The 12,631-nt window shown below is 64.0% G+C and carries 14 protein-coding genes; 4 read left to right on the forward strand and 10 right to left on the reverse strand.

Annotated elements, in window-relative coordinates:
* Positions 1 to 11: 11 nt before the first annotated feature.
* The 5 genes from IVB48_RS11060 to glpD are packed head-to-tail and all read right to left on the reverse strand — an operon-like array spanning position 12 to position 5,504.
* On the reverse strand, positions 12 to 818 hold the full coding sequence (locus tag IVB48_RS11060) for a carbohydrate ABC transporter permease (protein ID WP_247399932.1): 807 nt from the start codon (positions 816 to 818) through the stop codon (positions 12 to 14).
* Positions 818 to 1,720: a sugar ABC transporter permease gene (locus IVB48_RS11065; protein ID WP_007595151.1), complete on the reverse strand. Its 903-nt coding sequence runs from the start codon at positions 1,718 to 1,720 to the stop codon at positions 818 to 820. Before IVB48_RS11065 ends, IVB48_RS11060 begins: the two co-directional genes overlap by 1 nt.
* Entirely contained in the window at positions 1,720 to 2,805 is a 1,086-nt protein-coding gene (locus IVB48_RS11070) for an ABC transporter ATP-binding protein (protein WP_247399933.1), read from the reverse strand. Before IVB48_RS11070 ends, IVB48_RS11065 begins: the two co-directional genes overlap by 1 nt.
* A gap of 12 nt (positions 2,806 to 2,817) precedes the next feature.
* Positions 2,818 to 3,957: an ABC transporter ATP-binding protein gene (locus IVB48_RS11075; RefSeq protein WP_247357056.1), complete on the reverse strand. Its 1,140-nt coding sequence runs from the start codon at positions 3,955 to 3,957 to the stop codon at positions 2,818 to 2,820.
* Positions 3,954 to 5,504: a glycerol-3-phosphate dehydrogenase gene (glpD, locus tag IVB48_RS11080; protein ID WP_247399934.1), complete on the reverse strand. Its 1,551-nt coding sequence runs from the start codon at positions 5,502 to 5,504 to the stop codon at positions 3,954 to 3,956. Before glpD ends, IVB48_RS11075 begins: the two co-directional genes overlap by 4 nt.
* A gap of 231 nt (positions 5,505 to 5,735) precedes the next feature.
* Between glpD and IVB48_RS11085 the strand changes: the two genes are divergently transcribed.
* On the forward strand, positions 5,736 to 6,017 hold the full coding sequence (locus IVB48_RS11085; RefSeq protein ID WP_247399935.1) for a type II toxin-antitoxin system Phd/YefM family antitoxin: 282 nt from the start codon (positions 5,736 to 5,738) through the stop codon (positions 6,015 to 6,017).
* Positions 6,014 to 6,439, forward strand: coding sequence for a type II toxin-antitoxin system VapC family toxin (locus tag IVB48_RS11090; RefSeq protein ID WP_247357058.1), 426 nt, complete (start codon positions 6,014 to 6,016; stop codon positions 6,437 to 6,439). The genes IVB48_RS11085 and IVB48_RS11090 overlap by 4 nt, the downstream gene beginning before the upstream one ends.
* A 2-nt stretch (positions 6,440 to 6,441) precedes the next feature.
* Here the strand turns inward: IVB48_RS11090 and IVB48_RS11095 are convergent, their stop codons facing one another.
* Together IVB48_RS11095 and IVB48_RS11100 are read right to left on the reverse strand one after the other, a co-directional pair.
* Entirely contained in the window at positions 6,442 to 7,284 is an 843-nt protein-coding gene (locus tag IVB48_RS11095) for a DeoR/GlpR family DNA-binding transcription regulator (RefSeq protein ID WP_247357059.1), read from the reverse strand.
* A 90-nt stretch (positions 7,285 to 7,374) separates the two neighbouring features.
* A complete protein-coding gene (locus tag IVB48_RS11100) occupies positions 7,375 to 8,049 on the reverse strand; it encodes an HAD-IA family hydrolase (protein WP_247399936.1) in 675 nt (224 codons plus the stop codon).
* 154 nt (positions 8,050 to 8,203) lie between these two features.
* Between IVB48_RS11100 and IVB48_RS11105 the strand changes: the two genes are divergently transcribed.
* Both IVB48_RS11105 and IVB48_RS11110 read left to right on the forward strand, forming a co-directional pair.
* Entirely contained in the window at positions 8,204 to 8,680 is a 477-nt protein-coding gene (locus IVB48_RS11105) for a nuclear transport factor 2 family protein (RefSeq protein ID WP_247357061.1), read from the forward strand.
* A gap of 363 nt (positions 8,681 to 9,043) precedes the next feature.
* Complete coding sequence (locus IVB48_RS11110; protein ID WP_027568530.1) at positions 9,044 to 9,439, forward strand: nuclear transport factor 2 family protein; 396 nt, start codon at positions 9,044 to 9,046, stop codon at positions 9,437 to 9,439.
* A gap of 225 nt (positions 9,440 to 9,664) precedes the next feature.
* On the opposite strand, the gene IVB48_RS11115 is transcribed toward IVB48_RS11110, so the two are convergent.
* The 3 genes from IVB48_RS11115 to IVB48_RS11125 form a co-directional block, all read right to left on the reverse strand.
* On the reverse strand, positions 9,665 to 9,856 hold the full coding sequence (locus IVB48_RS11115) for a hypothetical protein (protein ID WP_247399937.1): 192 nt from the start codon (positions 9,854 to 9,856) through the stop codon (positions 9,665 to 9,667).
* Positions 9,857 to 10,071: 215 nt separating this feature from the next.
* Complete coding sequence (locus IVB48_RS11120) at positions 10,072 to 10,482, reverse strand: acyl-CoA thioesterase (RefSeq protein ID WP_027568529.1); 411 nt, start codon at positions 10,480 to 10,482, stop codon at positions 10,072 to 10,074.
* A gap of 51 nt (positions 10,483 to 10,533) precedes the next feature.
* Positions 10,534 to 12,630 carry a 3-hydroxyacyl-CoA dehydrogenase NAD-binding domain-containing protein gene (locus IVB48_RS11125; protein WP_247399938.1) on the reverse strand — a complete coding sequence of 699 codons (2,097 nt, stop codon included), beginning with the start codon at positions 12,628 to 12,630 and terminating at the stop codon, positions 10,534 to 10,536.
* Between the last annotated feature and the right edge of the window lies 1 nt (position 12,631).

Below are 12,631 nucleotides of genomic sequence, written 5' to 3' on the forward strand. Positions count from 1 at the left end.
ATGCGCATCTCCTAGACCCGACCGAGCGCGAAACCGCTCGCGATGTAATTGCGGACGAACCAGATCACGAGTGCGCCCGGGATGATCGTCAGCACGCCGGCCGCAGCCAGCAGGCCCCAGTCCATGCCCGCGGCCGACACCGTGCGCGTCATGATCGCCGCGATCGGCTTGGCCGAGACCGAGGTCAGCGTGCGCGCGAGCAGCAGCTCGACCCAGGAGAACATGAAGCAGAAGAAGGCGGCGACGCCGATGCCGCTCGCAATCAACGGCACCAGGATCCTGATGAAGAAGCGCGGGAAGGAATAGCCGTCGAGGAAAGCGGTCTCGTCGATCTCGCGCGGCACGCCGGAGACGAAGCCTTCCAGGATCCACACCGCCAGCGGGACGTTGAAGATGCAGTGCGCGAGCGCGACCGCCCAGGGCGTATCGAACAGCCCGATCGCCGAATAGAGGTTGAAGAACGGCAGTGCATAAACCGCGGCCGGCGCCATGCGGTTCGACAGCAGCCAGAAGAACAGATGCTTGTCGCCGAGGAAGCGGTAGCGCGAGAACGCGTAGGCCGCCGGCAGCGCCACCGAGATCGAGATGATGGTGTTGAGGACGACATATTCCAGCGAGTTGATATAGCCGGAATACCAGCTCTCGTCGGTGAAGATGCGCTTGTAATGCTGGAGCGTCGGGGCGTGCGGCCACAGCGTCATCGTCGAGACGATCTCGGCGTTGGTCTTGAAGCTCATGTTGACGAGCCAGTAGATCGGCAACAGCAGGAAGATCAAAAACAGCGCCATGATGAGACGACGGCCGGGGATCGAATGCATCACACGGCTCCTTCATGCGATTTCCGGTCGGCGCCGGCATTGGTCATGACGGTGTAGAAGATCCAGCAGACGATCAGGATGATGAGATTGTAGACCAGCGACAGCGCGGCGGCCTTGCCGAGGTCGAACTGGCCGAGCGCGATCTTGACCAGCTCGATCGACACGAAGGTCGTCGAGTTGCCGGGACCGCCGCCCGTCACGACGAACGGCTCGGTGTAGATCATGAAACTGTCCATGAAGCGCAGCAGCACCGCGATCAGCAGCACGCGGTTCATCTTGGGCAGCTGGATCGCCTTGAACACCGCCCAGCGCGAGGCGCCGTCGATCTGCGCCGCCTGGTAATACGCTTCCGGAATCGACTTCAGGCCGGCGTAGCAGAGCAGCGCGACCAGGCTGGTCCAGTGCCAGACGTCCATCACGATGACGGTGACCCAGGCGTCGATGTCGTTGGAGACGTAATTGTAATCGATGCCGATGGCATTGAGGACATAACCGAGCAGGCCGATGTCGGGCCGGCCGAAGATCTGCCAGATCGTGCCGACCACGTTCCACGGGATCAGCAATGGCAGCGCGAGGATGACGAGGCAGGCTGCAACCGTCCAGCCCTGGCGCGGCATCGACAGCGCGACGACGATGCCGAGCGGCACCTCGATCGCGAGGATCACCAGGGAGAAGAACAGATTGCGGCCAAGCGAAGCGAGGAAGCGGCCGCCGAGGTCGGTCGAAGGATCGAGCAACTCCTTGAACCAGCCGACACCGTTCCAGAAGAACTGGTTGTTGCCGAAGGTGTCCTGCATCGAATAGTTCACCACCGTCATCAGCGGCAGCACTGCCGAGAAGGCGACGACCAGGAACACCGGCAGCACCAGGAACCAGGCTTTTTGGTTGACGGTCTTGTCCATCAGGCGGCTCCCTCCACCAGAAGGCTGTCGGCATAGACGTGGACGTGCGACGGATCGAATTTCAGGCCGGCCGTGCCGTCCGGGCTGGTGAAGCCGGCCGGTGCGCGGGCCGCGAGTTTTGCGTCACCGAGCCGCGCACGCGCGAAGCGAATGCGGCCGAGGTCGTCGACGCGTTCGATCTTCGCACTGAGCAGGCCGGGCGCAGGCGCGACGGCCTCAACGAATTCCGGACGGACGCCGATCTCGATCTTCGCGCCATCAGGCAGCTTGTCGTAGCTGCGGTTGAGCGCGATCACATGACCGCCGATCTTGGCCTCACGGCCCCTCACCTCGGCCGGCAGGATGTTCATGCCGGGCGAGCCGATGAAATAGCCGACGAAGGTGTGCGCCGGCTTGTCGAACAGCTCGGCCGGCGTGCCGCTCTGCACCACGCGGCCGTCATGCATGACCACCACGGTGTCGGCAAAGGTCAGCGCCTCGGTCTGGTCGTGGGTGACGTAGATCATCGTCAGGTCGAGCTCGCGATGCAGCGCCTTCAGCTTGGAGCGGAGCTGCCATTTCAGCTCGGGGTCGATCACGGTGAGCGGCTCGTCGAACAGTACGGCGGCGACGTCGGAGCGAACGAGGCCGCGGCCGAGCGAGATCTTCTGCTTGGCATCGGCCGTGAGCCGCGTCGCCTTGCGGTTCAGATAGGGCTCGAGGTCGAGCAGGCGGCCGATCTCGGCGACGCGCTTGTCGATCTCGGCCTTCGGCACGCCGCGGTTCTTCAGAGGGAACGCCAAATTCTGCCCCACCGTCATGGTGTCGTAGATCACCGGAAACTGGAACACCTGGGCGATGTTGCGCTTCTGGGTTGACAGCGGTGTGATGTCCTCGCCGTCGAACAGGATTTTCCCCCGCGACGGCGTGATGATGCCGGAGATGACGTTGAGCAGCGTGGTCTTGCCGCAGCCCGACGGCCCGAGCAGCGCGTAGGCGCCGCCCTGCCGCCAGGTCATGGTGACCGGCTTCAGCGCAAAACTGTCCTGCGGCGCATCATTGCCGCCGTAGGAGTGCGCGAGATCGACGAGGTCAATGCGGGCCATGTCGCATCCCCCTCAAGCTTTTTTCTTAGACGCGTTTTCTTCACGCGAACCGCTCGGCACTTCGCTTGAAAACGCTATGGGACCGGGTGCCGCGACCAGCCGGTCGCCAGCGTCGAACACGAAAACGTCGTTGGGATCGAGCACGGCATCAATGGTCTGGCCGGGCTCGAACTCGTGCACACCGTGCAGCACCGCCACCCAATTCGATCCGTCGCGGGTCAGATGCACGAAACTCTCCGAACCGGTGATCTCTGTCACCGTTACCGTGGCATGGAAGGCGTGGCGGTCAGTCTCGCCATTGGCAAGTGCGAGCTGATGGGCGCGAAATCCGACGCGATAGGCGCCGTCCGCGAGCGAGGCATAGAGACCGGACGCCGGCGCGGCAATGCCGCCCGCATATTGCACGGAACCGTTCTTCTTCTCGATGCCGACGAGGTTGAGCGGCGGATCGGAGAACACCTGAGCGACGCGCAAGGTCTGCGGGCGGCGGTAGACCTTCGGCGTCTCGCCGATCTGGAGCGCCTCTCCCTGCCACATGCACACCGTGTTGCCGCCAAGCAGCAGCGCCTCGGTCGGCTCGGTGGTGGCATAGACGAAGATCGCGCCGGATGCCTCGAAGATGCGCGGCAGCTCGGTGCGCAGCTCCTCGCGCAGCTTGTAGTCGAGATTGGCGAGCGGCTCGTCGAGCAGCACGAGGTCGGCGCCCTTCACCAGCGCGCGCGCCATCGCAGTTCGCTGCTGCTGGCCGCCGGAAAGCTGGAGCGGCGTGCGCTTCAGGAACGGCTCGAGCCTGAGCAGCCGGGCGGCTTCCGCGACGCGCGCCTCGATCTCGGCGCGCGGCTTGCCCTGCACGCGCAAAGGCGAGGCGATGTTCTCATAGACCGTGAGCGAAGGATAATTGATGAACTGCTGATAGACCATCGCGACCGAGCGCTGGCGCACGTCGACACCGGTGACGTCCTTGCCATTGACCAGCAGCTTGCCCGATGTCGGCTTGTCCAGGCCTGCGAGCAGCCGCATGATCGAAGTCTTGCCCGACAGCGTCGGCCCGAGCAGCACGTTGAGCGTGCCGCTCTCGAGCGTCAGCGAGACGTCGCGGATATGTGGGATACCGTCGACAGTCCGGGTCACGTGATCGAGTGTGACGGTCATGAGCGTCCTCCGGCTTCCAGCAGGGGACTTTGCTGTACGGCGTGGGTCCTGATCCAGTCGTCCAGCGCCGCGATCTCGTCGGCACTTAGTCGCAGGCCGAGCTTGGAACGGCGCCAGACGACGTCGTCGGCGGTAACGGCCCATTCGTTGGCCATGAGATAGCGGACTTCGCGCTCGGTCAGCGTCGCGCCGAAGGCCTGGCCGAGATCGGCCGCCGATTTCGCATCCCCAAGCAACTTGATCGCCCTCGTGCCATAGGCGCGCGCAAGGCGCCGCGCGTGCTCGTGGCTGAGGAAAGGATAGCCGCGCTGAAGCTCGGCGATCAGGCCGTCGACATCGGAGACGCCCATGTCGCCGCCGGGCAGCGGCCATTTGCCGGTCCAACCTTCGCGCGCTTTCGCACTGCGAAGATAGGGCGCCAGCCGTTCCAGCGCCTCCTCGGCGAGACGGCGGTAGGTCGTGATCTTGCCGCCATAGATCGACAGCAGCGGCACGCCCCCGGGCGTGTCGAGCTCGAACACATAATCGCGCGTCGCGGCCTTGGCTTCGCTGGCGCCGTCGTCGTAGAGCGGACGCACGCCGGAATAGGTCCAGACCACGTCGTCAGGCGTGACAGGCTTGGCCAGATACTCGCTTGCCGCCGTGCAGAGATACTGGATCTCCTCGGCCGTCGCCTTCACCTTGGCGGGATCGCCGTCATAGTCGCGGTCGGTGGTGCCGATCAGCGTAAAATCGTCCTGATAGGGAATGACGAAGATGATGCGGCCGTCGGCATTCTGGAACATGTAGGCGCGGTCGTGGTCGTAGAGCTTCTTGACCACGATGTGCGAGCCTTGCACCAGGCGCACCTTGGCCTTGGCGTTGACGCCGGCGCCGCGGCCGAGCACATCCTCGACCCAGGGACCGCCGGCATTGACCAGCGCACGGGCCTGGATCGACGAACGCGCACCGGTCAGCGTGTCGATCATGCTGACGGTCCAGATGCCGTCGGACTGTTTGATATCCGTTGCGCGCGCACGGGTGCGGATCTCGGCGCCCTTATCGGCGGCATCGCGCGCGTTGAGCACGACGAGGCGGGCGTCGTCGACGAAGCAGTCGGAATATTCGAACGCGCGACCGTAGCGGTTCGGGATCAGCGGGCGGCCGACCTCGTCACGCCCAAGGTCGACCGAGCGCGTCGCCGGCAACAAATGACGGCCGCCGATGTGGTCATAGAGGAAGAGGCCGAGGCGCAGCAGCCAGGCCGGCCGCAGGCCCGCATGGTGCGGCAAAACGAAACGCAGGGGGCGAATGATATGGGGCGCGATGCCCCAGAGAATCTCGCGCTCGATCAGCGCCTCGCGGACCAGCCGGAACTCGTAATATTCGAGATAGCGCAGGCCGCCATGCACCAGCTTGGTCGACCAGGACGACGTCCCGCTCGCCAGATCGTTCATTTCGCACAGGAAAACCGTGTTGCCACGGCCCACCGCGTCGCGCGCGATGCCGCAGCCGTTAACACCGCCTCCGATAATGGCGAGGTCGAAAATACGCTCCAACAGACGCATCCCCCGGCGACCGCCCGTTCAATCGAGCGGTTACTTTCGCTTTTGATTAGATCACACCGGAAAACGAAAGCAAGATGAAAGAGAGGAGGAAGGAAATGAAAGCGGAACTTCTAAGCGGGCACAGGGGCGTGGAAATGGTCAGTTCAAGAGAGCATTGGAACAGCATTATTGCTCTTGAATAGTCGTCGCCGGCCATTATTAGTTACAATAGTCATATTGGTCATTATCTGCATGACAGGCCACAGCACTGCACCAGACTTACCAGCGACTGACTCGTGGACGCTTGCCAACGCCAAGGCCCGGCTATCCGAGGTGATCGACCGTGCTCAAGCCGGCCCGCAAATCATCACCCGACACGGCAAGCCCAATGCGGTGATCGTTTCCGCCGAGGAATGGGCGCGCAAGACGGCGCGCAAAGGTACCCTAGCCGAATTCCTGCTGGCTTCGCCGCTCCGCAGCGCCGATCTCGAGCTTGAACGCGTGCACGACGCGCCGCACGACGAGCTGCCGTGAATCTGCTGCTCGACACCAACGTGTTGTCGGAGGTCCAGAGGCCGGCCCCTTCGCCGAAAGTCCTGTCATGGCTTGATACGATCGACGAGGATCGTGCGTTCATCAGCGTGGCATCGATCGCCGAGCTTCGCCGCGGCATCGCATTGCTGGAGGACGGCCGTCGGCGCGCAGCACTGGCCGCCTGGCTTGCCCACGATCTGCCGGAGCGTTTTGCCGGGCGTACCCTGTCGATCGACCACGCGGTGGCCGAACGCTGGGGTGACCTGATGGCTCAGAGCCGCAGAAGCGGCGTCGCATTGTCTGTCATGGACGGCTTCTTTGCCGCGACCGCTCTCGCGAACAACCTCATGCTCGTCACGCGCAATGTGACGGATTTCGCGGTGTTCGGCGTCCCGCTGCTGAACCCGTGGGACAACCCATAGTCCTACCTCAGCCGCACCACCGGCCCGGCCTCGGGCGCTTCTTGTATCTCGCCTTGGGCCTCATCGACATCGGCCCCCTTCGGCATCGCCGCCATCACCTCGATGCCCTTGCCGTGGCAGATGGTGGCGAGGCGCTCGGGCAATTCCTGGTCGGTGACGAAGGTCTGGATCTGGCTGATATGTGCGATGCGCACCGGCGCGCTGCGGCGGAGCTTGGTCGAGTCCGCGACCAGCATGACGCTGCGGGCGTTGGCGATGATGGCCTGCGCCACCTGCACCTCGCGATAGTCGAAGTCGAGCAGCGCGCCCTCCTCGTCGATCGCGGACGCCCCGATGATGGCGTAGTCGACCTTGAACTGGCCGATCAGCTGCGTCGCGGTCGAGCCGACCACCGCACCGTCGGCGCGTCGTACCGTGCCGCCGGCGACCACCACCTCGATGCGGGGATGACGATAGAGCAGCATGGCGACATTCAGATTGTTGGTGATGACGAGGAGGTCCTCGTGCGAGGTCAGCGCGCTCGCGACCTCCTCGGTCGTGGTGCCGATGTTGATGAAGAGCGAGCAGCCGTTCGGGATCAGGGAGGCGGCCGCAGCTCCAATCGCCTTCTTCTCGTCCGCGGCGACGAAGCGCCGCGCCTCATAGGCGAGGTTTTCGACGCCGGAGGCGATGATGGCGCCGCCATGGATGCGGGTCAGTGAGCGGCGCTCGCAGAGATCGTTGAGATCCTTGCGGATGGTCTGCGCCGAAACCTCGAACCGGCGCGCCAGCTCATCGACCATGACGCGGCCCGAGGCCCGCGCGATGTTGAGGATTTCGGCTTGGCGATGGGTCAGTCCGGTCACGGCGATGGCCTCAAGTCAGGAAGCTGCATGGTGCGGCGGTTCGCGCGTTCGGTCAATGCGCGCGCCGATCACGGTTAACGGACGAGGTCTTCACCACGCCATCGCAGCGGCGAGACGCGTCAGCAGGTCCGGATCGTCGAAGGCGCTGGCGGAGGCGATAGCCCCGGCGGCGACGAGATCAGCATGGCTGAGGCTGGTCCGGATGCCGATGGTCGGAATGCCGGCCGCCGCAGCCGACTGCACGCCGGTGCGGGAGTCCTCGAACGCGATCGAGGCCATCGCGCTGGCGCCGGTAAAGCGCAACCCTTCCTGATAAGGCAGCGGATGCGGCTTGCCGTGCAACAGCTCGGCGCCGATCACGAGCGCCTTGAAGCGGTCCGTGATGCCGAGGCCGGACAGCAGCAGCTCCGCATTCAGCCGCGGGGCGTTGGTTACCGCAACCATGGGAATACCGGCCGCATCCGCTCTGTCGAGCAGCGCCATCAGGCCCGGCAGCGGCTCGATCTGCCCGGCGACGAGTTCGCGGAAGACTTCCTCCTTCTCATCGAGGATCAAGGCACGCCGTTCCGGCGCCTCGTCGGGCAGAAAGCGCTCGCCGATCGCTATATTCGCAAAGCCTTGCAGCTCCCTCGAGAAGCGGGCGTGATCGAAGACATGGCCGCGAGGGCCGAGCACCTGGTTGAAGGCCTTCAGGTGCAGCGGATCGGTGTTGGCGAGCGTACCGTCGATGTCGAACAGCAACGCCCTGCCGATAGCCTCGATCATGTCCGTACTTTCCCGAATAGATGACGCATCAATACGAAAGCCGTATCAATACAGCGCCAATCGCGCAATGACGCACGTGCATGACCACTACGCGACACTCGACAAAGTCGCGCGCGGCTGCAACACTCCGTGCAAGATCAAAAAGGAGGAAACAATGACGATCAACCGACGCGATCTGGCTCTCTCGACTCTTGCCGTCCCAGCTCTTGCCGTCTCCACGCTTGCAGTTTCAGCGCTCACGACACCGGTGCTGGCGGCCTCGGCGGACGAGGAAGCCGTAGCGAAGAAGGTCGAGGCGTTCCGTCTCGCCCAGATCGCGGCCGATCCCAAGGCGCTCGGCGCACTCTGCGCCGACGAGGTGAGCTACAGCCATTCCAGCGGCAAGGTCGAGGACAAGGCGACCTTCGTCGCCAACGCTACCGACGGCAAATCCAAATTCCTGTCGATCGAATACAAGGAGCCGACCATCAAGGTCGTCGGCCCCGCTGCGATCGTGCGTTTCCACTGGGTGGCGGAACAGGAGATGGCGGCCGATGGGAAAAAAGTGCCGACCAACCTTCACATCCTGATGAACTGGCAGAAGCAGGGCGACGACTGGAAGCTGCTCTCGCGGGCGGCGACGAAGTTGTGATTGCGGCTTATCCCTCTCCCCTTGTGGGAGAGGGTGGCTCGCCGCAGAGCGGCGAGACGGGGGAGGGGTATGCTTCCGCGAGCGCATCTCTCACAATTGAATTCGGCGAAACAACCCCTCATCCGGCGCCAGAGCCGAAGCCTCGCTTCGGCGTCTTCTTAAGAACGACCGCTGGAGGCGGCCTACGCCACCTTCTCCAACAAGGGAAGGAAAGTGCAGGAGCACCAGGGACTGCAAAAAATTCCGACCACGCTTTGCGCGTCAGAAATCGCTCCGCCTGGCGCAATGCAGCGTATTGCGACCTGATGCTCGACAAAATCAAGTGCGGCTGCAACAGTGGACGCAAAATCAAGGACGAAGGATATGACGACATTGAATCGCGATCATGCTGCCACGACAGACCACGAGGCGGTGGCAAAGAACGTCGAGGCATTTCGCCTCGCCCAGATCGCGGCCGATCCGAAGGCGCTCAGCGCGCTGTGCTCGGACGATCTGAGCTACAGCCATTCCAGCGGCTTCCTTGAGGACAAGGCGGCCTTCGTCGCCAACGCCACCGACGGCAAAACGGAATTCCTGTCGATTACGTACAAGGATCCGACCATCAAGATCGTCGGCCCCGCCGCGATCGTTCGCTTCCACTGGCTGGCCGAGATGATGACCGGCGGACAGAAAGTAACAAACAGCCTTTACATCCTGATGAACTGGCAGAAGCAGGGCGACGACTGGAAGCTGTTGTCGCGGGCAGCAACGAAGTTGTGATTGCGGCTTATCCCTCTCCCCTTGTAGGAGAGGGTGGCTCGCCGCAGAGCGGCGAGACGGGTGAGGGGTATGCTTCCGCGAGCGCACCTCTCACAATTGAATGCGGCGAAACAACCCCTCATCCGGCGCTTCGCGCCACCTTCTCCCACAAGGGGAGAAGGAAGGACAGTTGTCGGCAAAAGATTCCGACCACGCTTAGCGCGCCCCGAAATGACAGGCGGAAAATTATGCCGCTTCCTTCACATCACCGATAACCAGCTTGCGCGCGGCGCGCTCGGCTTCGCGGGCGTTGCGGAAGAGCTGGCCTTCGAGACGATTGAAGCGGTTGGATGAGGCGAAAAAGCAGTAACCTCCCTGGGAACGAACGACGATACCTGCGGTCTGCGAATCGACTTCGATGATGTAGCTGTCCGGCATGGTCCGTGGATTCCTCAGTGCGGGCAAATAACGGCAGTTCCGCCCAAAGGTTCCTGGGCATTTTGACGCCGTTTCCGCCCCGGATCGACACGCGATTGAGTAAGCCGGGACCTCATCCGTTTTATGACTGGTTCTTGGCAAAGCCGCGGCGGCGGGACTCAGTCGCGCCGCGTTTGGCGGCGCCGCACTGAGATGAGGCGCAACGCCGCGTGCGATTACGTCGCGATGGTGGTGTCGGCCGGGCGAACCGGCTGCGGGCGGCCGTGCTCGTCGATCGACACGTAGGTGAAGTTGCCGTCGGTGACGAGGAAGGGTTGCTGCTCGCCGCGGCGTAGCGCCCACGCTTCCAGATGCACGGTGATGGACGTGCGCCCGACGCGAACGAGGTGGGCGTGGACCGAAACGAGATCGCCGACATAGACGGCCTTGCGAAAATTCATCGCCTCGATGGCGACGGTTACCGTGCGCGACTTTGCGACCTTTGACGCAAACACGCCGCCGCCGACGTCCATCTGGCTGAGCAGCCAGCCGCCGAAGATGTCGCCGTTTGCGTTGGTGTCGGCAGGCATTGCCAGCGTGCGGATGCAGAGATCGCCGCCCGGCCCGGCATTGGCTTGCTCGTTCATGCGGCTCTCACTTGAAGATTCCTCACTTGAGGATTGCTCACTTGAAACTGCTCACGTGAAATTGTCCCAGCCCGGATCCGGCGCAAAGCGCTCGCCGAATCTCCCGGCCAGTGCGCGCAAGGTGGATACGACATGATCCACGCCACGCGTGCGCGCATAGTTCAACGGACCACCACGGAACGGTGCATAACCGGTGCCGAAGATCATGGCGCCATCCACCATGTCGGCATCATCGACGATCCCCTCGCGAAGCGCCGCAACGCAGACGTTGGACATCGGCAGCACCAGACGGTCGATCATCTGGTCGGTGACGCGCGGACCAGTCTCGGGCAACGGCGCCTTCTCGGCCTTGCCGTCGCGCCAGACGTAAAAGCCCTTGCCGGTCTTGCGGCCGAGCTCGCCCTTGGCGACCTTCTCGCGCAGCCACGCCGGCGTCGGCGGCAGCAGATCGCCGAACTTGCCGCGCAGCATGTCGCCGACGTCGAGACAAATGTCGAGCCCGACCTGGTCTGCCAGTTCGATCGGCCCCATCGGCATGCCGAACTGCTCCGCGGCGGCGTCGATCAGGCGCTGGTCGATCTTCTCGTCCAGCATCACCATCGCTTCCAGCATGTAGGGCGTCAGCGCGCGGTTGACGAGGAAGCCTGGCGAGCTCTTCACCGACAACGGCAGCCGATCGATCACGCCGACGAAAGCAAGTGCCTCCTTCAGCACCTGCGTATCGTTACCGTCATGGCTGACGACTTCCACCAGCTGCAACCGCGACACCGGATTGAAGAAGTGGAGGCCGACCAGCCGCTCCGGCCGCGCCAACGTGGTGCGCAAATCCTGGAGCGGAATGCTCGACGTGTTGGTCGCGAGAATCGCGCTCGGCTTCATCCGCGGCTCGAGCCCGGCATAGACCTTCTGCTTCAGCTCGAGCTTCTCCGGGACCGCCTCGATGATAAGATCCGCGTTGCGGACGCTCTCCCCATCCATGTCGGGGATCAGGCGATCGAGCGCGTCGCGCACCTCGGTCGGCTTGCGAATGATCTTGCCGTAGAGCTCGGCGGCGCGCTTGACCGCGCCCGCAATCGGCTCCGCCTTCATATCGGCGAGCGAGACGCGCAGCCCCTGCCCCGCGCACCAGGCCGCGATGTCGCCACCCATGGCGCCGGCGCCAATGACGTGGACGTGCTTGATCGTGTTGCCGGAGCCTGCCGCCTTCTTCATCTGCTCGCGCAGGAAGAACACGCGGATCAAATTCTGCGCGGTCGGCGTCACCATCAACTTGGCGAACGAGGCCTGCTCTGCCCTGAGCATCGCGGCCTTGCTGCCGCCATGGGTCTCCCAGAGATCGACCAAGGCATAGGGTGCTGGATAATGCTCGCGGGACGCGGCCTTCGCCGCCTCCGATCGCATCCGCCTGGCCAACAGCCCGCGCACCGAGCCGAAATTCGCCGCACGCGTCAGAAAGCCCGGCCGTGCCCGCTTGAGCCGGCCGAACAGTGCGTCCTTCACCGCATTACGAACGTGGCGCTCCTGCGTCACGGTGTCGACGAGGCCGAGCGATTTGGCGCGGCGGGCATCGATGGTGCGGCCGGTCAGCATCAGGGCCATCGACTGGGTCGGATTGACCAGCGCGGTGAAACGCGCGGTGCCGCCGAGCCCGGGATGCAGGCCCAGCATCACCTCCGGGAAGCCGAAGCGCGCGCCGTCGATGGCGATGCGCGATTGGCAGGCGAGCGCGACTTCGAGCCCGCCGCCGAGGCAGAAGCCGTGGATCACCGCGACCGTCGGCAGCTTCAGCGCTTCCAGGTGGTCGACCACCGCGTGGGCGGCGCGGATCCGCGTCTCCACCATCCCGGCATCATCGGCACCGCGAAATTCGTTGACGTCGGCGCCCGCGATGAAGCCGGACGGTTTTGCGGAGCGGATCACGAGGCCGGCCGGACGCTCGGTCTCAATCGCCGCCAACACGGCGTCGAACTCCTCCATCACGTCCGGGGACAGCGTATTGGCGCTGGAGTCAGTGCGATCGAACAGCAGCCAGGCGACGCCGTCGGCGTCGCGCGTCAGCTTGAAGTGCTTGTAGGGACTATCGGCAGCGGGCTTGGGCCCGAGCTCCAGCACGCGGTCGCCGAGCGCGGTCATGATCTTGGAATCCATG

Origin of the sequence: Bradyrhizobium sp. 76 (assembly GCF_023073025.1) — a bacterium.
Classification (GTDB): Bacteria; Pseudomonadota; Alphaproteobacteria; order Rhizobiales; family Xanthobacteraceae; genus Bradyrhizobium.

Bases quoted from the DNA above. Each gene is read 5' to 3' on its own strand.
- IVB48_RS11110 (WP_027568530.1), top strand. From the start codon at position 9,044: ATGACGACATTGAATCGCGATCATGCTGCCACGACAGACCACGAGGCG.
- IVB48_RS11065 (WP_007595151.1), bottom strand. From the start codon at position 1,720: ATGGACAAGACCGTCAACCAAAAAGCCTGGTTCCTGGTGCTGCCGGTG.
- IVB48_RS11070 (WP_247399933.1), bottom strand. From the start codon at position 2,805: ATGGCCCGCATTGACCTCGTCGATCTCGCGCACTCCTACGGCGGCAAT.
- glpD (WP_247399934.1), bottom strand. From the start codon at position 5,504: ATGCGTCTGTTGGAGCGTATTTTCGACCTCGCCATTATCGGAGGCGGT.
- IVB48_RS11060 (WP_247399932.1), bottom strand. From the start codon at position 818: ATGCATTCGATCCCCGGCCGTCGTCTCATCATGGCGCTGTTTTTGATC.
- IVB48_RS11075 (WP_247357056.1), bottom strand. From the start codon at position 3,957: ATGACCGTCACACTCGATCACGTGACCCGGACTGTCGACGGTATCCCA.
- IVB48_RS11085 (WP_247399935.1), top strand. From the start codon at position 5,736: ATGACAGGCCACAGCACTGCACCAGACTTACCAGCGACTGACTCGTGG.
- IVB48_RS11100 (WP_247399936.1), bottom strand. From the start codon at position 8,049: ATGATCGAGGCTATCGGCAGGGCGTTGCTGTTCGACATCGACGGTACG.
- IVB48_RS11105 (WP_247357061.1), top strand. From the start codon at position 8,204: ATGACGATCAACCGACGCGATCTGGCTCTCTCGACTCTTGCCGTCCCA.
- IVB48_RS11120 (WP_027568529.1), bottom strand. From the start codon at position 10,482: ATGAACGAGCAAGCCAATGCCGGGCCGGGCGGCGATCTCTGCATCCGC.
- IVB48_RS11125 (WP_247399938.1), bottom strand. From the start codon at position 12,630: ATGGATTCCAAGATCATGACCGCGCTCGGCGACCGCGTGCTGGAGCTC.
- IVB48_RS11115 (WP_247399937.1), bottom strand. From the start codon at position 9,856: ATGCCGGACAGCTACATCATCGAAGTCGATTCGCAGACCGCAGGTATC.